Genomic DNA, 25,738 nt, shown 5'->3' with positions numbered 1-25,738 from the left:
GATGTCAAAAACGAAGTCCGGGGCCAGATGGCTGCGCCCCGGACACGGGCGGCCGCCGGCGGACGCGCAGCGCGGCCGCGGCTTCACTGCCCGCGCTTGAGGACGACGTCGTCCCAGGTGCGCTTCCATCGTTCGTTCATGTCCAGCGCCTGGCCGGGGTCGACGAACGTGATGGGCTGCCTGGTGTAGGGCGAGTCGACGCGCTTGCTGGGCACCAGCTCGCCCAGGTCGGCCAGCATCGGCTGGGCCTCGTTGAGCATGAAGTCGTAGAACAGCAGGCCGGCGGCCGGATGCGGCGCTTTTTTCGACAGCGCCACCGTGCGGAACTGGCCCACCAGCGGCGACATGGTGAAACCCCTGATCGGCGCGCCCTTCTTTTCCAGCGTGGGCACGTTCCAGTTGTAGACCGTCAGCGACAGGGGCACCTCGCCCGAGGCCACCAGATTGGCCAGCAGCGAATGGCCCTTGCGCACCGACAGCCCGTTGGTGTCGACGATGTCGCGGAACAGCTGTACCGCCGGCTGGCCGCCCATGGCCTGCGTCAGGGTGGCGAACCACTGGTAGTTGTTGCCCTCGATGCCCAGCTTGCCCTTCCATTTCGGATCGCGCAGGTCGGAGTAGCTCTTGGGCAGGTCCTGGGCCTTGATCAGTTCGGTGTTGTAGGCGCCGATCCAGACGTTGATGACGGTGCCTGCCCATTCCCGGTGCGGTGCGGTCGCCTGCGGCAGCAGGTCGGCCGCATAGGGCGATTCGACGGCCTGCAGCAGGCCTTCGCGGTGCAGCGCCTCGTTTTCGAGCGTGTTGTTCTCGATCACGTCGACGTCGAAGCGGCTGCCCTGCGCCTCGGTCACCACCCGCTTGAGCACGGCGTCGGAACTGGCGCGCCAGACGTTGACCTTGATGCCGTACTTCCTGGTGAAGGCGGCGATGATGGGATCGGAGTTGGGGCCGGGCGTAACGGTGTACAGCGTGAGTTCGCCTTCTTTGCGCGCCGCCTGCAGCAATCTGGCCTGGCGGTCGGGGCCGCCGTACAGCGCCAGCGACGCCCCATCGGCGGCCGGCTGCGCGCCCAGCGCGGCGCCCTGCAAACAGACGGCCAGCCCCAGCGCCGCCCCTAGCTTCACCACGAACCGATTCATGCGCCTGTTCCGCCGGAAGAGTTTGTTACGGACCTTATTGTGCGGGCCGCCTTCGAGCAGGGAACAGTTCTTTTTTCTTGGCCGTGCTGCCAATTTCTTATAGGGAAACCCCTGCGGCGACCTATAAGAAATTTGCAACCCTCAGCGCCGAAATAGAACTTTTCGCCCTTATTGGCAGGTCGGAAAATGCCTCCGTGAAAACCCCGGGGCCGGCGCTCTCGCGCAAACCGCCCCGATCAAAAGGCAAAGTCCATGGACACTTCAAATTCGGGCGCAAGCGCCCCGGATACAGGGCTGCCGGCCCATATCAAAAGCATCGATGACATCCCGGGGACGACGGTATTCACGCCGGAACAATCCCGCAGGGGGTATCACCTGAACATGTGCTGCGCCTCGCTGATGCGCGAGGAAAACCGCGAAGCGTTCCGGCAGGACGAACGCGCCTACACCGAACGCTTTCCGCTGACGCCGGCGCAGCGCGAGGCCATGCTGGCGCGCGACTACAACGCGATGCTGGCGCTGGGCGGCAACATCTACTACCTGGGCAAGCTGGGGGCCTACGACGGCCAGTCGTTCCAGCAGCTCACGGCGCGGATGACCGGCATTCCGGAAGACGAGCTGCGCAAGATCATGCTGGCGGGCGGCCGGTCGGTCAGCGCCTTCGACAATGAAGAAAGGGGAAAGAACCATGGCTAGAATCGTCGCCGGCGTCACCACTTCGCACATCGGCGCGGTAGGCGCGGCCATCGACCGGGGCCTGTCCGAAGACGACTACTGGAGCCCGGTATTCAAGGGCTACGAGTTCTCGCAGCGCTGGATCGCCGAGGAAAAGCCCGACGTCGTCATCCTGGTCTACAACGACCACGCCGCCGCTTTCACGCTCGACCTGATCCCTACCTTCGCGATCGGCTGCGGCGAGCAATTCCACCCCGCCGACGAAGGCCGCGGCGCGCGCAAGGTGCCGGTGGTCAAGGGCCACCCGGAACTGGCCTGGCATATTGCCGAGAGCGCCATCCTCGACGAGTTCGACATGACCATCGTCAACAAGATGGACGTCGACCACGGGCTGACGGTGCCGCTGTCGCTGATGTTCGGCCAGGCCGATGCCTGGCCGTGCAAGGTGATTCCGCTGGCGGTCAACGTGGTGCAGTACCCGCCCCCCACCGGCAACCGCTGCTACAACCTGGGCAAGGCGATCCGCAAGGCGGTCGAAACCTTCCCGCAGGACCTGAAGGTCATGGTCTGGGGCACCGGCGGCATGTCGCACCAGTTGCAGGGCCGCCGCGCCGGCGTGATCAACAGCGAGTTCGACACGCTGTTCCTCGACCTGATCAGCCGCGACCCCGAGGCCGCGGCCCGCATCCCGCACCTGGACTACATATACCAGGCGGGCTCGGAAGGCATCGAACTCATCATGTGGCTGATCATGCGCGGCGCACTCCGCCGCGAGGCGAAGGAAATCCACCGCTTCTATCACGTCCCGGCCTCCAACACCGCGGTCGGCCATCTCATCTTCGAGAACCCGCGCTGACCGCCTCCGTCATCCAACCGGTTTGCCATCTTGTCCACCGAACTTCTCAATTTGTATGTCCACGCCAAGCGCGTCGAAGCCGATGGCGTCGTGTCGCTGGACCTGCGGGCGCCCGGCGGCGCCGGACTGCCGCCCTTCACGGCCGGCGCCCACATCGACATCCACGTGCCGCAGCCCGATCCCGGCGGCCGGCCGCTGATCCGCCAGTATTCGCTGTGCAACGACCCGGCCGAGCGCCACCGCTACGTGATCGGCGTCGGCCGCGCGCCGCAAAGCGCCGGTGGCTCGCTCTACCTGCACGACGTGCTGCCCGAGGGCGCAACCGTGCAGGTCGGCGCGCCGCGCAACCTGTTCGCGCTGGACGAAACGGCAGGCCGGACCGTGCTGATCGCCGGCGGCATCGGCATCACGCCGCTGCTGGCGATGGCGCGCCGGCTGTCCGCGCTCGGCCGCGACTGGACGCTCTATTACTGCGTGCGCGAGCCACGGCGCGCGGCCTTCCTGGCCGAGGCCCTGGCCCTGCCAGGCCGCGTCGTGCCCATCTTCGACGGCGTGCCGGGCGTGGCGCCGATCGACCTGAAGGCGATAGCCGCCGCGGCGGGCCCCGACACCCACCTGTACTGCTGCGGCCCGACTTCGCTGATGCGCGCCTTCGAGCAGGCGCTGGCGGCGCGCCGGCCGCAGACGGTGCACGTGGAATGGTTCTCGCCGCCCGAACCGGGCGCGCGGCCGCAAGCCGCGGACGGCGCCTTCGAGGTGCGCCTGGCGCGCAGCGGCCGGACCTTCACGATACCGCCCGGAAAGACCATCCTCGACGTGCTGCTCGACGCCGGCGTCGATGCCCCCTACGGCTGCTGCGGCGGCGTCTGCGGCGCCTGCGAGGTCGGTGTCGTGGAAGGCAGCCCGGTCCACCTGGATTCCATCTTCATGGGCCAGGAAGCCGAGGTAAGCGACCGCATGATGATCTGCGTCTCCCGCTGCAAGGGAGACTCGATCACCCTCGACCTGTAAGCGCGGCCCACCCTACTGACCAATCAGGAAACGACATGGCCAAACGTTCGATCGAAGTGCCCGGCGTCACCCACGGCAACATGCCCATCCCCATGGGCGCGCGGGTCGGCAACATGATCTTCTCGTCGGGCATTGCCGGCAAGAATCCTGCCACCGGCGAACTGCCGGCCGATCCGGCCGCCCAGGCCCGGTTCGCGTTCCAGAACATGCGCACGCTGCTGGCCAACGGCGGCGCCACGCTGCAGGACGTCGCGAAAGTGACCGTGTTCGTCAAGGACGACTCGGCCCGGCAGTTCATCAACGACGAATGGATCAAATGCTTCCCCGATCCGCACGACCGGCCGGCGCGCCACACGCTGGTCCTCGACCTGCGCCTGGGCATGCTGCTGCAGCTGGAAGTGGTCGCGGTGATCCAGCCGCGGCCCTGAGGCCCGGCGCGGCAACAGTTCCTACGAATCGGCGAATTTGGGAGAACCACCATGCAAGATCAGCAAACCGGTGCCGCCGACCTGACGGTCGCCACCCGGTGCGGGCCGATCGCCGGCGCGATGGCCGGCAGCGGCGTCCGCGTCTTCAAAGGCATTCCGTACGCGGCGCCGCCTGTCGGCGCGCTGCGCTGGCGCGCGCCGCGGCCGCCCGCGCCGTGGCGCGGCGTGCGTCCGGCGCTGGAATTCGGGCCTGACTGCCCGCAGTCGGCCGACGTCGGCTCGCGCTCGAAAACGCGCAGCGAAGATTGCCTCTACCTGAACGTATGGGCGCCCGCGGGCGCTGCCCCCGGTTCGCTGCCCGTCATGGTGTGGGTGCACGGCGGCAGCTTCATGTTCGGCAGCGGCGCCGAAGCGCGCCTGGACGGCACGCGCCTGGCCGCCATGGGCGTGGTGGCGGTCACCATCAACTATCGCGTGGGCCTGTTCGGATACCTGGCCCACCCGGCCCTGAGCCGCGAATCGGAACACGGCGTGTCGGGCAACTACGGCCTGCTCGACCAGATCGCCGCGTTCGGCTGGATCCGCGACAACATCGCCGCGTTCGGCGGCGATCCGTCCAGGGTCACGGCCTTCGGCGTCTCGGCCGGCTCGGCCAGCCTGTCGCTGCTCCTGGCCTCGCCGCTGGGCGGCGGGCTGTTCCAGCAGACCATCCTGGAAAGCGCGGGCGCCGGCCGGCGCCTGGCCTCGCTGGCCGACGCCGAGGCCGCCGGCACCGTGCTCGGCACCGACATCGACGCGCTGCGCGCGCTGCCGGCCGACGAGGTGCTGGCCAAGACCTCGCTGCTGTCGCCCAAGGTGCGGGGCCTGACGCTGCCGCGCGTGCTGCGCCCGATCCGCGACGGCTGGCTGCTGCCCGAAGACGAACGGCCGGTGTTCAAGCAGGGACGACTGCATGCGATGCCTACCATCGTCGGCAGCAACGTCGACGAGGGCTCGCGCTTCACCTCGGCCTGGCCGATCGACACGCCGGAAAAATATCGCGATCTGCTGGACGCCAATTTTCCCGGCATGACCGGCCAGGCGATGGCGGTCTATCCGCCGGACGCCGGCGGCGGCGTGCCCGCCCGCGTGGGCGAAATCTTCGCCGACACGCAGTTCAACTACGGCACGCGGCTGCTGGCGCGATCGATGGCGGCCGCCGGCCAGCCGACCTGGCGCTATCTGTTCGCGCGCCGCCGCCCGAAGCAGACCACGGGACCGCACCACGTGCAGGAAGTGCCCTACGTGTTCGGCAACCTGGACGACATCCGGCCCGATGACGACCCCGAGTACGACGCCACCGACATGGCCGTGTCGAAAGCCATCATGGATGCCTGGGTCGCGTTCGCCCGCACCGGCAATCCGAACGCGCCCGGACTGGCTCGGTGGCCGGCCTACGACGCGGCTGCCGACTGCTATCTGGAATTCGGAAACACCCCGGCCGCGCGCGCCGGCTGGCGCACGCAAGCGCTGGATTTCCTGGATGCCTATTACGACAGCCTGGGGGCGTAAAGCAAACCCGACACTATAAGAATTCGGCAGCCGGCTTCCGGAAAAAGAACTGTTCGGGCCGGAAGCGAGTACCGAAAATGGCAATGAGCGCCAGGGCCGGCGCAACGGGGTCCGGATCCGGATGCCGGCGGCGCGGACCGATGGCAGCGTATTTAGAAAGAAGGATGGATGCGCAAATGTTTCACAGTCTAATCAGAGGGGTCGAATCATGCTGACTCGGGAAGAAAACGATTACCTGGCGCGCGTAGGGCCCGGCACGCCCGCCGGCGAACTGCTGCGGCGCTACTGGATGCCGGTCTCCGCCGCCTGCGAGCTGACCGAAGAAAAGCCGATCAAGGACGTCCGGATCCTGGGTGAAGACCTGACGCTGTTCCGGATGCCGATGGAACCGGGCGAGAAGGTGCCGCGCTACGGCCTGGTGGGCCGGCATTGCCCGCATCGCCTGGCCGCGTTCACCTACGGCCACGTGGACAAGGAGGGCATCCGCTGCCCCTACCACGGCTGGAAGTTCAGCGCCGCCGGCCGCTGCCTGGAGCAGCCCGCCGAGCCGGCCAACAGCAGCTACAAGGACCGCATCCATCACGCCGCCTACCCGGTGCGGCGCCTGGCCGGCGTGCTGTTCGCCTACATGGGCCCGCTGCCCGCGCCGGAATTGCCGCGCTGGGACGTGCTGGCGCGCGAAGACGGCCGCCGCTGGGGCGTGATCGAGTCGGTGATCGAGTGCAACTGGCTGCAGGCGATGGAAAACTCGGTCGACCCGGCCCACCTGTACTGGCTGCACGGCTTCCTCGCCTCGCCCAACATGCCGGTCAGCACCGAGCGCTTCCACGCCCTGGGCGTGCAGCCCGACTACGAGGAAAAGCACGAGTTCTTCCGCTTCGATTTCGGCATCCAGAAGCTGCGCACCACTCAGGGCGCCAAGCCCGGCGACCCCCCGCTGCTCGAACAGCATCCGCTGGTGTTCCCGACCAGCCTGCGGCTGGTGCTGGGCATCGACGCGGTGCGCGCCCAGGGTTTCGCCGCCGCCAAGGAGTTCACCCCTGAAGAAACCAGTCTGGGCTATCTGCACAACATGCAGCTGCGCGTGCCGATCGACGACACCCACACGATGCAGTACCAGGTCAGCTTCATGCCGTCGGACACCCTCACCTCGTCGCCCGACTACGACGACGTGCCGTTCGAATACTGCCCGCTGAAGGAAAACGGCGTGGTCAACATGAACATCGTGACGGCGCAGGACGCGCTGGCCTGGGAATCGCAAGGCGGCCTGACCGACCGTTCGCTCGAGAACCTGGGCGTATCGGACAAGGGCATCGTGCTGCTGCGCAAGCTGATCAAGGAGCAGATCGAGATCGTGCGCGCCGGCGGCGATCCGATCGGCGTCATCCGCGACCCCTCGAAGAACAGGATCCTCGATCTCGATACCTTCCACGAACCGTTCGGCCTGTATCGCAACGAAGCGACGGACACCGAAACCGCCGAAGCCTCCTGACCCACCGGGCGGGCCCTGCCCGCCCGGGCAAGGAATCCCCCATGGCAGACACCAATGAACTCCAGGCGCTGCGCGAACGCGTGGCGCTGGCCTGCCGCGTGCTCGGCAAGCTGGAGCTGACCAAGAGCACCTACGGCCACATCAGCGTGCGCGTGCCCGGCACCGATTCGATGCTGATCCGCGCGCGCGGCCCCGGCGAATCGGGCATCCGCTTCACCGCCGCCGACGACGTGATCGCGGTCGACTTCGACGGCAACAAGCTCGACGGCCGCGCCGGCCTGGACGTGCCCAAGGAAGTATTCATCCATACCGGCCTGTACCGCGCCCGCCCCGAGGTGCAGTCGGTGCTGCACGCCCATCCGTCTACGGTGATGATGTTCACCATCTGCGACAAGCCGCTGTTGCCGCTGTTCGGCGCCTACGACCCGAGCTGCCTGCGACTGCTGACCGAAGCCGACGCCATCTCGCAGTATCCGCGCAGCGTGCTGATCGCCAACGACGAGCTGGGCCGCGACCTGGCCTCGGTGGTGCGCGGCCGCGCCTGCATGATGCGCGGCCACGGCATCACCACCTGCGGCCCGAACATAGAGGAAGCGACGCTGACCGCCATCAAGCTCAACGACCTGGCCGACATCAACTACCGCGCCTACCTGCTGGGCAACCCGCGGCCGATCTCGGCCGAGGACATCGCCTCGTTCGCCAGCCTGGGCGACGGCGGCACCGACGCCGCCTGGCGCTACTACTGCCGGCTGGTGGAAGAAGCGTTCTGAACCGCGGGCGGCCCGGCCAGGGCCGTCCGCGGCGCGCCGGCATGATGGCCCGGCCGAATGCCGTTACGGCGCCAGCAGCTGCTTGTTGCGCGCGTAGTCGGCGCGGATGACGCGGCCGTACTCTTCGGCGTCGCCGAAACGCATCATATTGCCGGTCTTTTCGATGTTGTCGCGGTATTCCCTGGTGTCGTAGACCTTGCGCAGGTCGGCCTGCAGCTTCCGCAGCACCGCCGGCGGCATGTTGGCCGGGCCCATCACGCCGATCCAGTAGATCACCTCGAAGCCCGGGTAGCCCGACTCGGCCACGGTCGGCACGCCGGGCAGGTCGGGCACCCGCACATTGGTGCTGACCGCCAGCGGCCGCACCTGGCCGGTCTGGATCAGCGGCAGCGCGGTCGACACGGCCAGCCACGCCGCCGATACCTCGCCGCTGGAGACCGCGACCACGGCGGGCGCGCCGCCCTTGTAGGGAATCTCGTTGAGCCGCACGCCGGTGGCGCGCATCATGTGTTCCATCGACATCTGGTGCGAATCGCCGCGGCCGCTGGAGGCATAGTCGATCTGGCCCGGACGCGCGCGGGCGTCGTCGAGCAGTTCCTTGAAGGTGTGGTACCTGGACTTGGCGCCCACCACCAGCACGTTGGGAATGATGGCCGTCATCGCCACCGGCTGCAGATCCTTGAGCGGATCGTAGGGCAGGCTGTCGCGCAGGAAGGGCACCACCACCACCGGGCCGGCGCTGCCGATCAGCAGCGTCAGGCCGTCGGGCTTGGCGCGCGCCACCAGATCGGCGCCGATCGCGCCCGAAGCGCCCGGCCGGTTCTCCACCACCACGGCCTGGCCCCACAGGTCCTGCAGCCCCTTGGCCAGCAGGCGGCCGATGAAGTCGAAGGCGCCGCCGGGCGAATAGGTGACGATCAGCCTGACCGGATGGTCGGGATAGGTCCCGGCCGGACCGGCCGCCCGGGCCGCGCCGGACGCGAATGCCGTGGCGGCCATGCATAGCACGGCCGCATGCCGGGCGGCAGCCCGGGCCCAGGAAGGATACGCCTTCATCGGTTCATCTCCGCTGTGAATGACTCAAACTGGATCCATGAAGCAAACCGGCGCGCGCGGCCCCGCCCTCTCGCCGGGTACGTGCCGTGCGGCACGCGGCTGACTGTTCAGGTATTGCGGCAGCCGGCCGCGCGCGCTCCCCCCGGAGCGGCGGCCGGGCCGCGATGGCTCAAGCGGCTTTGCGCGCCGGATCGCCGGGCACGCTGATGCACTTCTCTGCGCGCATCTGGATGAACACCGGGCTGCCGACCGGCACGTCGAAGGTCGGGTGGGCGCGCGCCAGCACGCGCCGTTCGCCCAGCGCGATCTGGTAATCGACGTACTCGCCCAGGAATACCTTGAGGGCCACCTTGCCGGCGACGACGTTGTCGCCCTGGGGCTGCGTGCTGCTGAGTTCGATGTCTTCGGGGCGCACCGACACCAGGATCTGCTCGCCGGCGCGGCCGGGATCGAACAGGCTGACGGTCAGCGGGCCGATTTCCGAGGTGACGCGGTAGCGGCCGTCGCCCTCCGCGGGGCCGTCGACGGTGGCGTCGAGAAAGTTGGTCAGGCCCACGAAATCGGCCACGAAACGGCTGCGCGGCCGCACATAGATGTCGCGCGGCGCGCCGATCTGCACCACGCGCCCTTCGCTCATCACCGCGATCTCGTGCGACAGCGCCAGCGCCTCGCTCTGGTCGTGGGTGACGTAGATGGTGGTCAGGCCCAGTTCGCGCTGCATCCGCTTGAGCTCGAAGCGCATGCGCTCGCGCAGCTTGGCGTCGAGGTTGGACAGCGGCTCGTCGAGCAGCAGCAGCTTGGGCTCCATGACCAGCGCGCGGGCCAGCGCCAGGCGCTGCTGCTGGCCGCCCGACATGCGGGTGGCTTCGCGGCCGGCGAACTGGTCGAGCCCGACGGCCTCCAGCACGCGCATCACGCGCTGCTCGATTTCCCGCCTGCTGAACTTGCGCGGCCCCACTTCGAGCGGGAAGGCGGCGTTGCGGAACACGTTCATGTGCGGCCAGATCGCGTACGACTGGAACACCATGCCGAAATTGCGCTTGTTGGGCTGCACGAAGATGTTCTTCTCGGCCGAGAACACGGTGGCGCCGGCTACCGAGATGGTGCCCAGCTTGGGCCGCTCGAGCCCGGCGATCGAGCGCAGCGTGGTGGTCTTGCCGCAGCCGCTGGGGCCGAGCAGCGTGAACAGCTTGCCCTCCGGCACCTTGAAGCTGACGTCCTGCGCGGCGCGGACGGTCTGGCCGCGGTCGTTGGGGTATTCGGTACAGAGTCTGTCGACGATCAACATGGTTCGCTTCCTTGCATTCGTGTCGGTGGCGGCGGACGGATCACGCTTCCTTGACGCCGTATCGCTTGCCGATCGACTGCGCGACCATGACAAGCACGAACAGGGCCAGGATGAACAACACCCCCAGCGCGGACAGTTCCACGTACTGCCCGTTTTCCCACAATTCCCAGATCGAGATCGCGACCACCTCGGATCCCGGGCTGTACAGCAGGATCGACGACGACAGCTCGCGGATCGAAACGATGACGATGTAGAGCCAGCCGGCGAACAGGCCAGGCTTGAGCAGCGGCAGGATGACGCGCCAGAACATGGTCGACCACGAGGCGCCGCTCATCTGCGCCGACTCTTCCAGTTCCTTGTGGATCTGCAGCATGGAAGTCATGTTGTAGCGCAGGCCATAGGGCAGGAAGCGCGTCACGTAGGCCACCAGCATGATCCACATGGTGCCGTAGATGCCGACGTCGAACTCCAGGTAGAACACCATCAGCGCCAGGCCCAGCACCAGGCCCGGGAACACCATCGGCATCGAGGTCAGGTTGTCCAGCAGCCAGCGGCCCGGGATCCTGGTCTTGACCACGATCCAGCAGATCACCGAGGTCACCAGCATGATGATGGTGGCGCTGCCCAGGGCCAGCAGCAGGCTGTTCCACATCGAATCGAGCAGGTTCGGGCGGCTGAGCACGTAGCGGTAGGCGTCGAAGCTGGCGTTCTTCAGCGCGTCGAGCGACGGCACGCCGTAGAACTTCTGGAACGAGGCCCAGACGAGGACCAGGAACGGCAGCACCACGATCAGGAAGAAGTAGGCGATGAAAATCGCGGCCGTCAGATAGCGCCACTTGCCCAGGTCCATGGTGCGCGGACGGAAGCCCTTGCCGGTCACGGTGGAATAGCGGCCGCCCTTGCTCGACAGGCGCGACTGGAAATAGATGCCGGCCGTGGTGATCAGCAGCAGCGTGATCGAATAGGTGGCGCCCAGGCCGATCTTGCTCGGGTATTGCTGGATCGCGTCGTAGATGGCCGAGGTGAACACATAGATGCCGACCGGCAGGCCCAGCAGCGCAGGCACTTCGAACGATTCGATCGAACGGATGAAAATCACCAGGATGGTGGCGACGATGGCCGGCCAGGTCAGCTTGAGCGTTACCCGCCAGACGATCTGCGGCACGCTGGCGCCGCTCATCATGGCCGACTCCTCCAGCGACGGGTCCATCGAGCGGAACGCCGCGCTCATGAACAGGAAGGCCATCGGCGAATACTGCAGCGCCTCGACCCAGATCATCCCCCACATCGAATAAACGCTCAGCAGCGGCGAATCCATGCCCAGCCAGCGCTGCGCGACCAGATTGATGATGCCGATTTTCGGGCTGGCCAGGAAAATCCACGAAATCGTGAACAAAATGCCGGGAATGATCAGCGGGATAATCGACAGCGCGAAGAACAGCGATTTGAACGGCGTATTGGTGCGCTCGTTCATCCAGGCCAGCGCGGTGCCGATGACGAACGCCAGCAGCGAAGTGCCGACGGCGAACGTTACCGAATTGGTAAGCAGTTTGAATGTCTGGGGGTCGGTATAGGTCTGGAGATAATTATCGAGGGTGAAAACCGCCGGCTGGCTGGCCGTGGCCGGGGTATGGAAACTCTCCCACACCAGAAAGCCGAGCGGCATCAGAACCAGGTAAGCCACCCCCAGCGAACAAACCGCGATGATGAGCCATTTGAAATCGATACGTTGCCACGGCGCCGGTCTGCCGACATCCACGGGCAAGCGCTCCACTTTTTCCATCGGTGATATTCCTATACTGACCAGCCGGCGCGCGGCGGTGCGGCCGCATGTCTGCGTGGGCCGGACCGCGCGGGCCGCGGCGGCACAGCCCTGCGCGATCGTGAGGTAAAGATTGTCTACCGGCCACGCTGGGCCAACACTTCTTTTTTCACCATCGGTAGTGCAGTTTTCTTATAGCGTCGGGCGCTGCGCATCGCGATCGTGCAGAGCGGGTGTCCAGGTTGGTGCGGCGCACCAAGCATGGTGCATCGCGGCATCGCGACCGGCCGCCTATAAGAAATCGGCATTTTGCTTTTGAAAAAAGAAATGGCCGGGCCGCGCTCCTGCATCGAACAATGCCTTTCTGTTTTTCCGTTCGACGTCAGTCAGGAGAATTTTGATGAACCGTTCGATTGTCAGGACCGGGCTCGCCATTATGGCGCTCGGCCTCAATCTGTATGCCGCCGCGCCGGCGTCTGCCCAGTCGGCCGCCGAATTGGCCTCCATGTACCAGGGCCCGGACCGCGAGCAGAAGCTGCTGGAAGGCGCCAGGAAGGAAGGCGGTCTTACGCTGTACACGTCCATGAGCGGCCACGATCTGGACAGGTTCCTGGCCGCCTTCACGAACAAATACGGCATCAAGGTCAACGACTGGCGCGCCGGTTCCGAAGGCGTGCTGCAGCGCGCGCTGACCGAGGCCCGCGCCAGGCGCCTGGCCGCCGATATCGCCGACAACAATGTGGCCCAGATGGAAGCGCTGCGCCGCGAAGGCCTGCTGCAGAAAGTCGACTCGCCGTGGCAGAAATCGTTGATGCCCGAGGCGGTGCCGGCGCACAAGGAATGGGTCGGCAATAGCATCGACATGATCGTGCAGGCCTACAACAGCAACAAGTTCAAGAAGGAAGACCTGCCCAGGAAGTGGGAAGACCTGCTCGATCCGAAGTGGAAAGGCCAGCTGGGGATGGAGGTCAGCGACCAGGCCTGGTTCGGCACCATCGTCGACTACCTCGGCCATGACAAGGGCATGAAGCTGTTCGAAGACATCGCCGACAAGAACGGCATTTCGGTGCGCAAGGGCCATACGCTGCTGGCCAACATGGTGGCCTCGGGCGAGGTGCCGCTGGCGCTGACGGTCTACGACTATTCGCCGGCGGCGATCCGCAAGAAGGGCGGCCCGATCGAATCGTTCGTGATCGAGCCGGCGGTGGGCGCCTTCCGTTCCATCGGCATGCTCAGGAACGCGCCGCATCCCTACTCCGCGCTGCTGTTCTACGACTTCGTGATCAGCAAGGAAGGCCAGCAGATGCTGAAGGACTTCACCCGCGTGCCGACCAATACCCAGATCGATTCGCCGTGGAAGGACACCAGGATCACCTTCATCGATCCGGGCAAGGCGCTCGACATGGACGAACAGTGGACCAGGGAATACGAGACCGCGGTCACCAAGCGCGCCAAGTGATCCCGCCGAAGAATCGCAACCAGGAAATCCGATGAATCGCATGCTCACGCGAATCGGGCTGGCGCTGGCGCTGCTCGGGCAGCCCTTCTGCGCCGGCCTGGCAGCCGCCCAGGACGCCGCCCCGGCCCAGGTGGCGGCAATCGCCACGTACCACGGCGCAGACCGCCAGCAAAGACTGCTGGAAGGCGCGAAGAAAGAAGGCAGCCTTACCATCTACGGCTCCACCACCGCCACCGACCAGCAGTTATTGAACGAGGCCTTCCAGAAGAAATACGGCCTGAAGATCAACTACTGGCGCGCCAGTTCCGAGGCGATCCTGCAGCGCACGCTGAAGGAAGCGCAGGCCGGCCACCACGAGGCCGACCTGCTCGACCTGAACGCGATGCAGATGGAGGCCGTGCGCCGCGAGAAGCTGCTGCAGCCGGTCGAATCGCCGCTGCACGCCGAACTGATGAAAGGCGCCGTGGCCCCGGGCAAGGAGTGGGCGGGACAGACGCTCGACATGCTGGTCCAGGCCTACAACACCACCAAGGTCAGGAAGGAAGACCTGCCCAAGGCCTGGGACGACCTGCTCGACCCGAAGTGGAAAGGCCAGCTGGGCATCGAGGCAACCGACGAGAACTGGTTCGCCACGCTGCTGGAAGCGCTTGGCCGCGACAAGGGCATGAAGCTGTTCGGCCAGATCGCCGACACCAACGGCATCTCGGTGCGCAAGGGCCATACGCTGCTGGCCAACCTGGTGGCCTCCGGCGAAGTGCCGCTGGCCCTGACGATCTACGACTATTCGCCGGCCGAACTGAAGCAGAAAGGCGCGCCGATCGAGCAGTTCGTGATCGCGCCGGCGATCGGCGCGTTCAAGCCCATCGCGCTGTTGAAGACCGCGCCCCACCCGCACGCCGCGCTGCTCTACTACGACTTCCTGCTCGGGCCGCAGGCGCAGCAGATCCTGAAGGATCGCACCCGCGTGCCTACCAACACGAAGATCGATTCGCCGTGGAAAGACGCGCAGGTCCGGTTCATCGATCCGACCGAGGCGGTCGACCTGGCCGACCAGTGGACCCGCGACTTCGAGACCGCGGTCACCAAGCGCCGCGCGCGCTGAACGCATTGCGCATCACCCAGGAGAATCCTTCATGAAATACTCGCTCGCACGAACCGGCGCGGCCCTGCTGCTCGCGTTCACCCTGCAACCCGTCTTGCCCGCCGCCGCCCAGACCGCGGACGCGGCGTGGGCCGGCATCGCCCGGTACCAGGGCGCCGACCGCCAGCAGAAGCTGATCGAGGGCGCCAAGAAGGAAGGCACGCTCACGCTCTACACCTCGATGGACCCGCCCGACCAGCAGGTGCTCAGCGATGCCTTCCAGAAGAAGTACGGCATCCAGGTCAGGACCTGGCGCGGGCTGTCGGAAGCCGTGCTGCAGAAGACCGTGGCCGAGAATCGCGCCAGGCGCTATGAAGTGGACGTGGTCGACAACAACGGCCCCGAAATGGAGGCACTGCGCCGCGAACATCTGCTGCAGGCCGTGTATTCTCCCTACCAGGCCGACCTGCGGCCGGGCGCCCTGCCCGACCACAGGGAATGGGCCGGCGGCAGCACCGACATCATCGTGCAGGCCTACAACACCAACCTGATCAAGAAAGAAGACCTGCCCAAGACCTGGAACGACCTGCTCGATCCGAAGTGGAAGGGCAAGCTGGCCATCGAAGCGCGCGACCAGCACTGGTTCGCCGGCCTGCTCGACATCCTGGGCCGCGACCAGGGCATGAAGCTGTTCGGGCAGATCGTCGACACCAACGGCATCTCGGTGCGCCAGGGCCACACGCTGCTGGCCAACCTGGTCGCTTCGGGCGAAGTGCCGCTGGCGCTGACGGTCTACAACTACTCCACGGCCGACATCAAGAAACGGGGGGGCCCGATCGAGCACTTCGTCATCTCGCCGGCGGTCGGCGCGCTGCGCGCCATCGGCGTGACCAGGACGGCGCCCCATCCCTATGCGGCGCTGCTGTACTACGACTTCCTGCTGAGCCCGGAAGGCCAGCAGCTGCTGCTGGACCGCGCCCGCGCGCCCAACAGCACGAAGATCGATTCGCCGTGGCGCAACATCGACCTGCGCATGGTGGACCCGGGCAAGTCGCTGGACATGTACGACAAGTGGACCAAGGACTACGAAACGGCCGTGACCAAGCGGGTTACCAACCGATAAACATCGCCTTGTCCGGGCCGCGCCGCCACGGCGCGGCGCGCCGCCGCCTGATGCTACGATGCCCGGTATCGGCACATTCCTGACAGTGGCATGGCAGACCCGAGCGACAAGAACTTCCCGCAGGCGGCGCTGCAACAAAGCGACATGCAGTTTCGCCTGCTCGTGCAAGGCGTTACCGACTACGCGCTATACATGCTGTCGCCCGAAGGGCTGGTCAGCAGCTGGAACAGCGGCGCGCAGCGGATCAAAGGCTACGCCGAACACGAAGTGCTGGGCACGCATTTTTCCCGCTTCTACACGCCCGAAGACGCCGCCGCCGGCCTGCCGGCGCGCGGCCTGGCCATCGCCACGCGCGAGGGCCGCTTCGAGAACGAGGGCTTCCGGGTGCGGCGCGACGGCAGCCGCTTCTGGGCCCACGTAGTGATCGACGCCATCCGCGACGAACAGGGCACGCTGGTGGGCTTCGCCAAGATCACGCGCGACGTCACCGAGCGGCGCCAGGCGGAACAGACGCTGGAAGAAACCCGCGCCGCGCTGTTCCAGGCGCAAAAAATGGAGGCGGTCGGCAAGCTGACCGGCGGCATCGCCCACGATTTCAACAACGTGCTGCAGGTACTGCGCGGCAATCTGGAGCTGATGCAGTCGCGAGCGATCGACGACGCCTGGATGCGCGACCGGCTGGCCCGCGCCTCGGAGGCCGTCGATCGCGGCGCCACGCTGTGCGCCCAGTTGCTGGCCTTCGGCCGGCGCCAGCCGCTGCGCCCGGCGCCGATCAACCCGGCCCGGCTGCTGCGGGGCATGGAAGACATGCTGCGGCGGGTGCTGGGCGAAACGATACAGATCGAGATGGCGGCCGCCGACGGCCTGTGGAACGTCCTGGCCGACGCCCACCAGCTCGAGAACGTCATCCTGAACATCGCCCTGAATGCGCGCGACGCGATGCCGGGCGGCGGCCGGCTCACGCTGGAGGCGGCCAATGCGACGCTGGACGAGGCCTACTGCAACCGGAACGCCGACATCGCGCCCGGCCGCTACGTGATGCTCGCCATTACGGACACGGGCATCGGGATGACGAAAGAAATCCGCGAAAGGGTGTTCGAGCCCTTCTTCACGACCAAGCCCGAGGGCGCCGGCACCGGCCTGGGCCTGAGCATGGCCTACGGCTTCGTCAAGCAGAGCGGCGGCCACATCAAGATCTACAGCGAGCCGGGCCACGGCTCGGTGGTCAAGATCTACCTGCCGGGCACCGACGCCGGCGAGGATCCCATCGTCGCGCCGACGGCAGGAGCGGGCGACGGCGGCAGCGAGACCATCCTGGTAGTGGAAGACCATCCCACGGTCCGAACGACAGTGGTGGACATGCTGGCCTCGCTCGGCTATGCCGTGCTGACCGCCGACAACGCCTCCGACGCGCTCAGGCTGATCGAGAGCGGCACCCACGTGGACCTGATCTTCACCGACGTGGTGATGCCGGGCGCGCTCTCCAGCCCCGAAATGGCGCGCCGCGCGGTCGCGCGGCTGCCCGGGATCAAAGTGTTGTTCACCTCCGGCTACACCCGCAACGCACTGGTCCACGGCGGCCGGCTCGACGCCGGCGTGGCGCTGCTGAGCAAGCCCTACCGGCGCGAAGACCTGGCGCGCCGGATCCGGCAACTGCTGGGGACGGCGCCGAACTCGCAGCGGCGGCCGCTGGTGCTGCTGGTGGACGACGACTGCGACATGCGGGCCACCGTGGCCGACATGCTGGCGCTGCTGGACTACGACGTGCACACCGCGGCCAGCGGCGCCGAGGCCCTGCAGGCGATGGCCGAGCGCCCGGCCGACCTGCTGCTGGCCGACCAGTTGCTGCCCGACATGCCGGGCACCGAGCTGGCGGCCGAGCTGCGGCGCCGCTTTCCCGGCCTCGCGGTGGTGTTCGCATCGGGCCGCCGGCTGCCGTCAGAGGCCGAACTGGGTTTCGAGGCGGCCCGGCTGCAGAAGCCCTACACGCTGGACCAGCTGCGCGGCGCACTGGCCCGCGCCCTGAATCTCGCTTAGGATGGCAGCGCTGTGTCCCCATCGGAGGCATTTTCATGGAAGCGATTCTCGGCCTGCTCTATCTCATCGCCGTGGGCGTTCCCGGCTATCGCATTCTCGAACGCACCGGCCACTCGGGGTGGTGGATCATCCTGGCGCTGATCCCGGCGGTGAACATCGTCGCCCTGTGGGTCTTCGCGTACAAGAAGTGGCCGAAAGAGGCGCCCACCACCGTCGTCTGACGGCGCGGCACGAAAAACGGTGACGGTCGACCATCAAAGGCTTGAAGAACCCGGGTGCTTGCCGCTACGATGGGGTTAACCCTTAACTCCGCCATGCGCGGTCCGGACGGAGCCGAAGTTGGAAAAGCTGATCCATACCGCCATCACTCATCGACTGGTCCTGAAATTCCGATACCGGGGCATACCGCGTACCGCGCATCCGTATGCCTGCGGCGTCAACGACGAAGGCGTCCATCTGGTGGTCGCCTGGCAGTTGCAGGGGCGCTGGGGCGACCCGCCCGGCTGGCGCATCTACAACGTCGACCGCCTGGTCGGGGTGCGCAGCACGGGCGCGCGGTTCCCGTGGGAAGCCGTCAACCTGAACTGGGCGCGGCTGTACCTGCCGTCGTTCCATCTGCAGATCCAGCCCGAAGTGCCGGGCGACGCGCCGCCGCCACCGCCGCCGCGCGCCGCATCGCGCAGCACGCGGCTGCGCACGCCATGGAGCCTGCATTCGCGGCCGGCGGACTGCGAAGTGGAGTGAAGCCCACCCCTGCGCGCTTCGCGCGCCCGAGGGGAAAGCCCACCCCTACGCGCTTCGCGCGCCCGAGGGGAAAGTCCACCCCTACGCGCTTCGCGCGCCCCTCAAGGGGCGATGCGGGCGGACCGGCGGAGCCGGATCCGCCGCATCCTGGATAGCGTCAGTTGCGTGCGGGGACGGTGCTGGCGAAGCGGGATCGGCGGCGTCGTAGATAGCGCCGCGGCAAGGGCGATTGTTGATATCATCGCCGGCATGAAATCGGCCGACACGTCAGTTGCCGCGGGCAACGCTTCATCTTCCCCGCGCGCGCAATCGGCGCTGTCGTGGGATTCCTTTCTCGCCACCTACCTGCCGGCGCTGATCCTGGCGCTGGGCGCCGGCATCGCGCTGCCGGCCATCCCCACGCTGGCGCAATCCTTCGGCGTGGGCTTCGGCGTTGCCAGCGGCGTCATCACTTCGTTCCTGCTCGGCAACCTGGCCGGCACGCTGCCGTCGGGATGGCTGATCGACCGCTACGGCCGCCGGCCCGTCATGATCGCCGGCCCGGCGCTGACCGCGGTGACGGCGATCCTGGTCGTGTTCACGCAATCGTTCACGATGCTGCTTGTCCTGCGCTTTTTCAATGGCTGCGCGGCGCAGATGTGGCTGATGGCGAGGCTGGCCGCGATTTCTCAGAATGCGCCGCCGGCGCAGCGCGGACGGCTGGTGAGCTGGATGTTCGGCATGGACAATACCGGCAAGCTGGGCGGCCCGGTGCTGGGCGGGTTCATCGCGGCAGCCTGGGGCCCGCGGGCGCCCTTCGTGGCCTACGCCGTCCTGGCGCTGCTGTCGCTGGCGCCCGCGCTGGCCTTTTCGCGCGGCGAGGCGCACGAGGAACGGCCGGCGCCGGCCAAAGACGCCGCCGCGCCCACACTGACGCTGCGCCAGATCGTGATGCCGCGCCTGCCCTATTTCGGCGTGGCGCTGTTCGCCGGCCTGACCCGCGGCCCGCTGCTGGCCGACCTGCTGCATCTGTACGCCGCGTTCGCCTACAACCTGGGCCCGCGCGCGATCGGCTACCTGGCCACCGCCGCCACCGCGTTGTCGTGGCCGATCGGCTTCCTGGCCGGCTGGATGATGGACCGCTTCGGCCGCAAGCAAACGATGGTGCCGGGCTTCACCGGCGTCGGCATTTCGATGGCGGCGCTGGCCGCGTCCGCCTATCTGCAATGGAGCCTGACCTGGTACGTGGCGCTGTTCATGCTGGGCGTGGCGCTGCAGGCGCTGACGGGCGGCTCGATCCAGACCGTCGGCGCCGACGTCGCGCCGCCCGAAGCGCGCGGCAGGTTCCTGGGGCTATGGCGCTTTACCGGCCAGGGAGGCGCCACCGTCAGCCCCATCCTGTTCGCGGTACTGGCCGACCACGTGGACTACGGCTCCGCCTTCCTTTTCGTCGCGCTGTCGTCCGTGGTGGTGGCCTACCTGCTGGTACGCTACATACCGGAAACCGGCCGTCACTGAACCTGGGGCCCTACGCCGTCCGAGGCTTGAACTTGCCGATGATCGCGGTCAGCAGCGCGCCGCCGATGCCGCCGACGACGACGTGCGTGATCGCGCCCGGGAAGCTCAGCTTGTCGGATGCGTTCTCGACCAGCGGCATCGTCGAGAACAGCAGATGGCTCAGCGCCCCGCCGCCGGCAACGCCGACGATGGTGGTACCGACCATGCCGAGGCTGAACTGCGGGAACAGCTTGGCAAACAGATGGGCGCCGAGCCCGCCGGCGATCAGGCCAAGGGCCAGGGCTTCAGTGATCCACACCATTTTCGATCTCCTTTCATCATTTATTGTTGGTGGAGTGGACAAGATACTTACAACTCACTGAACAATCAAGAAGCTGACGGCAAGCTGGCGGGGAGCCGTTGCGGCCGTGTCGAATCGGCCCGCCGCCGCCCCGCGCGGGCTCCCTGTCCGGCGCGTTCCGATGGCGTTATGCTGCGGAACGCAGCCTGCGGCACGACTGCATCCGCCCGCGAGTGTGCGGCAACCCTTTCCGGGAGGCGCGATGGCCGATCTGCCCAACAGCATCCAGGAGTTCGTCGATGGCATCGCGGCCAGCGTGGCGATCGTCGGGCGCGACGATTCCGGGCGGCTGATCGTCCCGGCCTGTAACGACCTTTTCTTCCAGATGACGGGCGGGCGGCGCCTGAGCGCGTGCGACTTCCCTGCGCCGTTCGATACCCTGCTGCCCAATTACGCGCGCAACGAATTCCGCCAGAAACTGCTGGAATGCTTCCAGGCCGGCACAGCCCAGGAACTGGAGCAGGCCTACGACCTGCGCGACGGCACCCATTGGTGGCGCATGTCGCTGAAGCCGTTCCGGCACATCGATGCCGGGGCCACCGTGGTCGAGATCCTGGTCACCGGGCTCGACATCACTCCGAAAATGCAGCTGACCCACGATCTGGAGGTCAGCACCTCGCGTTTCCGCTCCGTGGTCGACGCCGCCTACGACGCCATCATTACCATCGACCAGCAGCAGAACATCACCCTGTTCAACCGCGCGGCGGAAAACCTGTTCGGCTACACCTCGTCGGAAATGCTCGGCAAGCCGATCGAAAGCCTGCTGCCGGAAAAATACCGCAGCCACCACGCCCAGTACGTGCACCAGTTCGCCCGCTCGCCGGTGCGGTCGCGGCAGATGGACGAGCGCAACCGCGTCTACGGCCAGCATCGCGACGGCACCCTGCTGCCGGTCGAGATCGCGATCTCGAAGATCAACGTGGACGGCCTGATCGAATTCACCGCGGTCATCCGCGACATCACCGACCGCGTGCGGCTGATGGACCTGCTGCAGAAACAGGCCGTGACCGACCAGCTCACCGGCCTGCCGAACCGGCGGGAATTCCTGGAAGTGGCGGGCAACATGCTGAAGGCGGACGGCGAGCTGTCGGTATTCATCCTCGACATCGACTTCTTCAAGAAGATCAACGACAGCCACGGGCACGACATCGGCGACGAAGTCCTGCGGGCGCTGGCGAAGATCGCGATGTCCGCCGGCTCGAAGATCGACATCTTCGCCCGCTGGGGCGGCGAGGAATTCGTCGCCGCCATGCCCGGGACGACGCTGGAACAGGGCAAGGCCATCGCCGACGGCCTGCGGGCAAAGATCGAACGGCAGGATTTCAGCCACAACTGGCGCGTCAAGCCCATTGCGTTCACGGTCAGCATCGGCGTGGCGGCGCGGGCGCCGGGCGAGCGCGACCTGCAGGCGATCCTGAAGCGCGCCGACCAGGCGCTGTACCGGGCAAAGGAGAACGGGCGCAACCGGGTGGAGGCGGGGTAGGCCTTCGCCGGGCCGGCAGCCTTCGAACCGCCCCGGCCTTCAGTGCTCGAGCGTGAACCTGGGCACCACGTAGCCGTCGGGATGGTCGGCGTAGACCATCCGCACCGGCGCGTCGAGCCTGACGTTTTCCAGCTCGGCATGATCCATGTACGACACCATGATGGGGCCTTCTTCCAGCTGAACGGCCACCACCAGATGGGGCGCGGGGTACGCCGGCAGGTACTGGCGGTGGAACACGGTCCAGGAGATGATCTTCGCCTTGCCCGAGATGGGCTTCCACTCGTATTCCATGCTCAGGCTGACGGGGCACATGGGGCCGGGCGGATAGCGGAACTCGCCGGACTCCGGGCAGCGCTGCAGCTTCATCTGCCTTTCGGCGATGCTTTTCCACATGGGCGCGTCGTAGGGCGAATACAGACGGGGCGATTTGCTCATGATGCGGCCTCCTCAACGCCCGTAGATGATGGACATGGCCTTGCCTGCCACGTCGGACACGTATTGCACGTACCGGCAGTCGGGCACCTGCCGGCCGCCCAGGCCGCCGCGCACCTGGCGCACCGCTTCGACCTGGTGGCTCCATCCCTGCATGTAGGATTCCGACAGGTGGCCGCCATGGGTATTGATCGGCAGCTTGCCGCCGACCCCGATGCCGTTGTCGGCGATGAACTTCGCCGCCTCGCCCGGCCGGCAGTAGCCGAAACCCTCCAGCGCGAAGAAGATGTGCGGACTGAAGCTGTCGTACACCAGCAGCGCGTCGATATCCTCCGGGCCGATGCCAGCCGCCGCGTACACCTGCCCGGCCGCGCCCTGCTGCGCCGGCAGGTAGAAATCCATCAAGCGCGGGCCCAGGCTGGTGGCGTTGTGATTGAGATCGCTGCGGCCCAGGCCGTGGATCGCCACCGCCTTGTCTGACGCGCGCCGCGCGCGGCTGGCCTCCATGACGATCAACGCCACGCCGCCGTCGTTGATGAGGCAATAGTCGTTCACGCGCAGCGGCTCGGCCACGTATTTCACCGCCAGGTAGTCGTCCAGGCTCAACGGCTTTTTCTGCATGATGGCGTTGGGATTCAGGCTGGCCCACTGGCGCTGGGCCACCGCGACCTGCCCCAGGTCGCGGTCGGTGATGCCGCGCAGCGCCTTGTAGCGCTGGAACATCAGGGCGTAGAGCGCGCCCTGCGAGGTCAGCCCCCAGGGGCTGTGGTACACGTACGACAGGAACGACCCGCCGCCCATGGCCTCGGGCCCGCCGTACTGAACCGCCGCCGAGCGCTGGTCGTTGCCGTACACCAGCGCCACCACCTCGGCCATGCCCGACTTGATGGCCATGACGGCCTGGAACATGGCCTGCACGGCGTCGGCCTGGCCGCCCCAGCGCGGATCGATGTTCAGGATCTCGCCCATGCGTTCGTAGGCGGTGGTGGGGCCTACGATCAGGCCGTCGATCTCGTCGCGCGAAATGCCGGCGTCTTCCAGCGCGCGCTTGAATGCGAGGGCCGCGTAGCCGTAGGAATCGTGGGGCTTCTCGCCATTGCGCACGCGCCGGTAGTCTTCCACCCAATCCGTGTGGCCGACGCCGGTCACGGCGGCGATCTGCGATGTGCTGGTGTCCATGGCAGTGGTTGTCACCTGGCCGTTCTCCCTCAATGTGGACTATCTATTCACGTAAAGCTGGACATCGTGCCTGCCATTATCCCCAGGGAATGGCGGTCCTGCCTACCGCATGGAGTCCATAAGGTGAGATTCGGCGGATGAAGATACCGCGGGCGAATCAAGCCGGTACGTACCTTACCCAAACTAACGGACAGGCCTTTCCATGTTTTCTATAGTGAAGCTTTCCCAGACCGAAGAGGAAACGATCATGGACGACAATCGCATCAAAGGCGCCGGGAAGGAAATCAAGGGTACCGTGAAAGAAGCGGCAGGCAAGGTAACGGGCGACCGCCGGACCGAAGCCGAAGGCAAGGTCGAAAAGACCGTGGGCAAGGCCCAGCGCAACATCGGCGAAACCGCGGACAAGGTGCGGGACGCCATGGACGACGAATAAGTCTTCTTGCAGTACGCGGCTGGCCCGCAGTCCTGGACTGCGGGCTTTTTTTCGCCCGCGGCAAACTGCCCGGCGTCGAATAAAACGGGGGCGGGAATGCTTTTTGCGGCATCGGTTGCGCGGTTCCCCTTTATTTCATATGGAAACCAGGAGACTTCATGCGATCCATTCTCTTGTGGCTGCTGGGCGTGCCCATTCCCATCATTATTCTGATCGCCCTGTTCTGGCACTGACCGACATCCAGAAAAAAGGAGAAAAACATGCAGAATATCCAATCGGCCACACCGTATGCCGGCATGCCGGTCGGCATCGAATCGCCGCGTTCCGCCGTTTCGTGGGGCGCGGTCATCGCGGGCGCCGTCATTGCGGCAGCAGTATCGGCCATGCTGATCGTGGGCGGCACGGGGCTGGGTTTCCTGGCCGTTTCGCCATGGCGGCAGGAAGGAGCGTCGGGATCCGCGCTGGCCATCGGATCCATCGTCTGGCTGCTGATAACGCAGATCATCGCCTACGGGGTGGCAGGATACGTCGCGGGCCGGCTGCGCACCAAATGGACGGACGCGGCCGTCGACGAAATCTATTTCAGGGACACCGCCCACGGCTTTCTCGTGTGGGCCCTGAGCGCGGTAGTCGGGGCGCTCCTGCTGGCATCGGCGGTGGCCTCGGCGATATCGGGCACGGCCAAGGCCGGGGCGGCGCTGGCGGGAGCCGGGGCCGGCGCAGCCACCGCCGTGGCGGGTGAAGCGGCCCGCAACGGCGCCGATGACGGCTCGCTGGCCTATTTCACCGACGTGCTGCTGCGGCCGAACGACCCCGCCCTGGCGAGCGCGCCGGGCGCCCCGCGGCAGGAGGTGTCCCGCATCCTCGCGCGCAGCGTGGTCCAAGGCCAATTGTCGGACGAGGATCGCGCCTACCTCACCCGGCTGGTTGCCCAGCGGACCGGGGTGGACGAAGCCACGGCGCAGCAGCGCGTCACCCAGCTGACCGACCAGGCCAGGCAGGCGGCGCAAGACGCCGAGCGGCGGGCACGCGAAGCAGCCGATGCGGCCCGCAAGGGGGCGGCGGCATTCTCTCTGTGGGCCTTCGCCTCGCTGCTCATCGGCGCTTTCGTCGCCAGCTTCGCCGCCACGATCGGAGGGCGTTCGCGCGACAGGTAGCGTCCGGCCGGTCGCCGGCCCATGCTTGCCACGAATGGGCGAGAATGACAGTCATGAATGACTGCCTTCTTGCCCTTTTACATGCCCGTGGCGACGACGCCTGATCTCTTCCCCGGCCCCGCGCCCGGCGAGCGCGAGCGCCTGGGACCCTGCGCCTTCGTGCTGCGCGGATTCGCCCTGCCCTATGTAGAGGGCTTCCCGCCCGCCATCGCCGCCATCGAGGCGCATTCGCCGTTCCGCAACATGGTCACGCCGGGCGGCTTCGCCATGTCGGTCGCGCTGACCAATTGCGGGCAGCTGGGCTGGGTGACCGACAGGCGCGGCTATCGCTACACCCGCACCGACCCCGGTAACGGCAAGCCCTGGCCCGCCATGCCCCCGGCGTTCGCCGGGCTGGCGCGGGACGCAGCCGCGGCGACGGGCTTCGAAAGCTTCGAGCCCGACGCCTGTCTCCTCAACCGCTACCTTCCCGGCGCCCGGATGACGCTGCACCAGGACAGGAACGAAAGGGATTTCGGCGCCCCCATCGTTTCGGTATCCCTGGGCATGACGGCCACGTTCCTGTTCGGCGGCCGCGAACGTTCCGACACGGCCGCCAGGGTGGCCCTGTACCATGGCGACGTGGCCGTGTGGGGCGGCGAAGATCGATTGCGCTACCACGGCGTGATGCCGTTGAAGGGCGATCCCCATCCCCTGCTCGGCAGCCAACGCATCAATTTCACCTTTCGGAAGGCGGGCTGATCCA

At 66.8% G+C, this 25,738-nt stretch carries 25 protein-coding genes; 18 read left to right on the top strand and 7 right to left on the bottom strand.

All coding sequences use genetic code 11. The annotated features are described in order from the left end of the window. Positions 1-83: 83 nt before the first annotated feature. Positions 84-1,139 carry an ABC transporter substrate-binding protein gene (locus ABD927_RS15905; RefSeq protein WP_345250813.1) on the bottom strand — a complete coding sequence of 352 codons (1,056 nt, stop codon included), beginning with the start codon at positions 1,137-1,139 and terminating at the stop codon, positions 84-86. Between the two features lie 252 nt (positions 1,140-1,391). Between ABD927_RS15905 and ligA the strand changes: the two genes are divergently transcribed. The 7 genes from ligA (at position 1,392) to ABD927_RS15870 (ending at position 7,922) form a co-directional block, all read left to right on the top strand. Then, the gene (ligA, locus tag ABD927_RS15900; protein ID WP_345250812.1) at positions 1,392-1,835 is read left to right on the top strand and encodes a protocatechuate 4,5-dioxygenase subunit alpha; all 444 of its coding nucleotides are present in this window, start codon (positions 1,392-1,394) and stop codon (positions 1,833-1,835) included. Continuing rightward, on the top strand, positions 1,828-2,670 hold the full coding sequence (locus ABD927_RS15895; RefSeq protein ID WP_345250811.1) for a class III extradiol dioxygenase subunit beta: 843 nt from the start codon (positions 1,828-1,830) through the stop codon (positions 2,668-2,670). Before ligA ends, ABD927_RS15895 begins: the two co-directional genes overlap by 8 nt. Positions 2,671-2,700: 30 nt before the next feature. After that, positions 2,701-3,681 (top strand): PDR/VanB family oxidoreductase, encoded by a 981-nt coding sequence (locus ABD927_RS15890; RefSeq protein WP_345250810.1) that lies wholly within the window; start codon positions 2,701-2,703, stop codon positions 3,679-3,681. Positions 3,682-3,716: 35 nt separating this feature from the next. Then, positions 3,717-4,109: a RidA family protein gene (locus tag ABD927_RS15885; RefSeq protein WP_345250809.1), complete on the top strand. Its 393-nt coding sequence runs from the start codon at positions 3,717-3,719 to the stop codon at positions 4,107-4,109. Between the two features lie 51 nt (positions 4,110-4,160). Further along, positions 4,161-5,660, top strand: a complete 1,500-nt coding sequence (locus ABD927_RS15880) for a carboxylesterase/lipase family protein (protein WP_345250808.1) — start codon at positions 4,161-4,163, stop codon at positions 5,658-5,660. A 208-nt stretch (positions 5,661-5,868) separates the two neighbouring features. Then, positions 5,869-7,152, top strand: coding sequence for a Rieske 2Fe-2S domain-containing protein (locus ABD927_RS15875; RefSeq protein WP_345250807.1), 1,284 nt, complete (start codon positions 5,869-5,871; stop codon positions 7,150-7,152). A 41-nt stretch (positions 7,153-7,193) separates the two neighbouring features. Continuing rightward, the gene (locus ABD927_RS15870) at positions 7,194-7,922 is read left to right on the top strand and encodes a class II aldolase/adducin family protein (protein WP_345250806.1); all 729 of its coding nucleotides are present in this window, start codon (positions 7,194-7,196) and stop codon (positions 7,920-7,922) included. A 63-nt stretch (positions 7,923-7,985) separates the two neighbouring features. On the opposite strand, the gene ABD927_RS15865 is transcribed toward ABD927_RS15870, so the two are convergent. The 3 genes from ABD927_RS15865 to ABD927_RS15855 form a co-directional block, all read right to left on the bottom strand. Then, positions 7,986-8,978, bottom strand: coding sequence for a Bug family tripartite tricarboxylate transporter substrate binding protein (locus tag ABD927_RS15865; protein WP_345250805.1), 993 nt, complete (start codon positions 8,976-8,978; stop codon positions 7,986-7,988). Between the two features lie 169 nt (positions 8,979-9,147). Next, positions 9,148-10,266 carry an ABC transporter ATP-binding protein gene (locus ABD927_RS15860; protein WP_345250804.1) on the bottom strand — a complete coding sequence of 373 codons (1,119 nt, stop codon included), beginning with the start codon at positions 10,264-10,266 and terminating at the stop codon, positions 9,148-9,150. Positions 10,267-10,306: 40 nt separating this feature from the next. After that, positions 10,307-12,025 carry an ABC transporter permease gene (locus ABD927_RS15855; RefSeq protein WP_345250803.1) on the bottom strand — a complete coding sequence of 573 codons (1,719 nt, stop codon included), beginning with the start codon at positions 12,023-12,025 and terminating at the stop codon, positions 10,307-10,309. 403 nt (positions 12,026-12,428) lie between these two features. On the opposite strand from ABD927_RS15855, the gene ABD927_RS15850 reads away from it, so the two are divergent. From ABD927_RS15850 to ABD927_RS15820, 7 genes are all read left to right on the top strand, one after another. Continuing rightward, positions 12,429-13,487: an ABC transporter substrate-binding protein gene (locus ABD927_RS15850; protein WP_345250802.1), complete on the top strand. Its 1,059-nt coding sequence runs from the start codon at positions 12,429-12,431 to the stop codon at positions 13,485-13,487. 31 nt (positions 13,488-13,518) lie between these two features. Next, complete coding sequence (locus ABD927_RS15845) at positions 13,519-14,589, top strand: ABC transporter substrate-binding protein (protein WP_345250801.1); 1,071 nt, start codon at positions 13,519-13,521, stop codon at positions 14,587-14,589. 31 nt (positions 14,590-14,620) lie between these two features. Next, positions 14,621-15,691 carry an ABC transporter substrate-binding protein gene (locus ABD927_RS15840; RefSeq protein WP_345250800.1) on the top strand — a complete coding sequence of 357 codons (1,071 nt, stop codon included), beginning with the start codon at positions 14,621-14,623 and terminating at the stop codon, positions 15,689-15,691. 90 nt (positions 15,692-15,781) lie between these two features. After that, a complete protein-coding gene (locus ABD927_RS15835; protein WP_345250799.1) occupies positions 15,782-17,728 on the top strand; it encodes a response regulator in 1,947 nt (648 codons plus the stop codon). A gap of 35 nt (positions 17,729-17,763) precedes the next feature. Then, positions 17,764-17,949: a DUF805 domain-containing protein gene (locus ABD927_RS15830; protein ID WP_345250798.1), complete on the top strand. Its 186-nt coding sequence runs from the start codon at positions 17,764-17,766 to the stop codon at positions 17,947-17,949. A 118-nt stretch (positions 17,950-18,067) separates the two neighbouring features. Further along, a complete protein-coding gene (locus ABD927_RS15825; RefSeq protein WP_345250797.1) occupies positions 18,068-18,472 on the top strand; it encodes a WYL domain-containing protein in 405 nt (134 codons plus the stop codon). A gap of 249 nt (positions 18,473-18,721) precedes the next feature. After that, positions 18,722-19,969 carry an MFS transporter gene (locus ABD927_RS15820; RefSeq protein WP_345250796.1) on the top strand — a complete coding sequence of 416 codons (1,248 nt, stop codon included), beginning with the start codon at positions 18,722-18,724 and terminating at the stop codon, positions 19,967-19,969. A 10-nt stretch (positions 19,970-19,979) separates the two neighbouring features. Here the strand turns inward: ABD927_RS15820 and ABD927_RS15815 are convergent, their stop codons facing one another. Continuing rightward, positions 19,980-20,270 (bottom strand): hypothetical protein, encoded by a 291-nt coding sequence (locus ABD927_RS15815; protein WP_345250795.1) that lies wholly within the window; start codon positions 20,268-20,270, stop codon positions 19,980-19,982. A 241-nt stretch (positions 20,271-20,511) separates the two neighbouring features. On the opposite strand from ABD927_RS15815, the gene ABD927_RS15810 reads away from it, so the two are divergent. Next, positions 20,512-21,792: a sensor domain-containing diguanylate cyclase gene (locus ABD927_RS15810; RefSeq protein ID WP_345250794.1), complete on the top strand. Its 1,281-nt coding sequence runs from the start codon at positions 20,512-20,514 to the stop codon at positions 21,790-21,792. A gap of 39 nt (positions 21,793-21,831) precedes the next feature. Here the strand turns inward: ABD927_RS15810 and ABD927_RS15805 are convergent, their stop codons facing one another. Next, entirely contained in the window at positions 21,832-22,227 is a 396-nt protein-coding gene (locus ABD927_RS15805) for a Zn-ribbon domain-containing OB-fold protein (RefSeq protein ID WP_345250793.1), read from the bottom strand. 12 nt (positions 22,228-22,239) lie between these two features. Continuing rightward, positions 22,240-23,403 carry a thiolase family protein gene (locus ABD927_RS15800; protein ID WP_345250792.1) on the bottom strand — a complete coding sequence of 388 codons (1,164 nt, stop codon included), beginning with the start codon at positions 23,401-23,403 and terminating at the stop codon, positions 22,240-22,242. 247 nt (positions 23,404-23,650) lie between these two features. Here ABD927_RS15800 and ABD927_RS15795 point away from each other — a divergent pair, with 247 nt between their 5' ends. The 3 genes from ABD927_RS15795 to alkB all read left to right on the top strand — a co-directional run bounded on the left by ABD927_RS15795 (position 23,651) and on the right by alkB (position 25,734). Then, entirely contained in the window at positions 23,651-23,836 is a 186-nt protein-coding gene (locus ABD927_RS15795) for a CsbD family protein (RefSeq protein ID WP_345250791.1), read from the top strand. 260 nt (positions 23,837-24,096) lie between these two features. Continuing rightward, positions 24,097-24,993, top strand: a complete 897-nt coding sequence (locus ABD927_RS15790; RefSeq protein WP_345250790.1) for a hypothetical protein — start codon at positions 24,097-24,099, stop codon at positions 24,991-24,993. Positions 24,994-25,050: 57 nt separating this feature from the next. Continuing rightward, positions 25,051-25,734, top strand: a complete 684-nt coding sequence (gene alkB, locus ABD927_RS15785; protein WP_425570270.1) for a DNA oxidative demethylase AlkB — start codon at positions 25,051-25,053, stop codon at positions 25,732-25,734. Positions 25,735-25,738 lie beyond the last annotated feature (4 nt).

It is taken from the genome of Pigmentiphaga soli, from assembly GCF_039541095.1.
GTDB classification, from domain to species: Bacteria; Pseudomonadota; Gammaproteobacteria; order Burkholderiales; family Burkholderiaceae_B; genus Pigmentiphaga; species Pigmentiphaga soli.
Note: the sequence above shows the minus strand (reverse complement) of the source record. Positions and strands in the feature narration are given on the sequence as shown.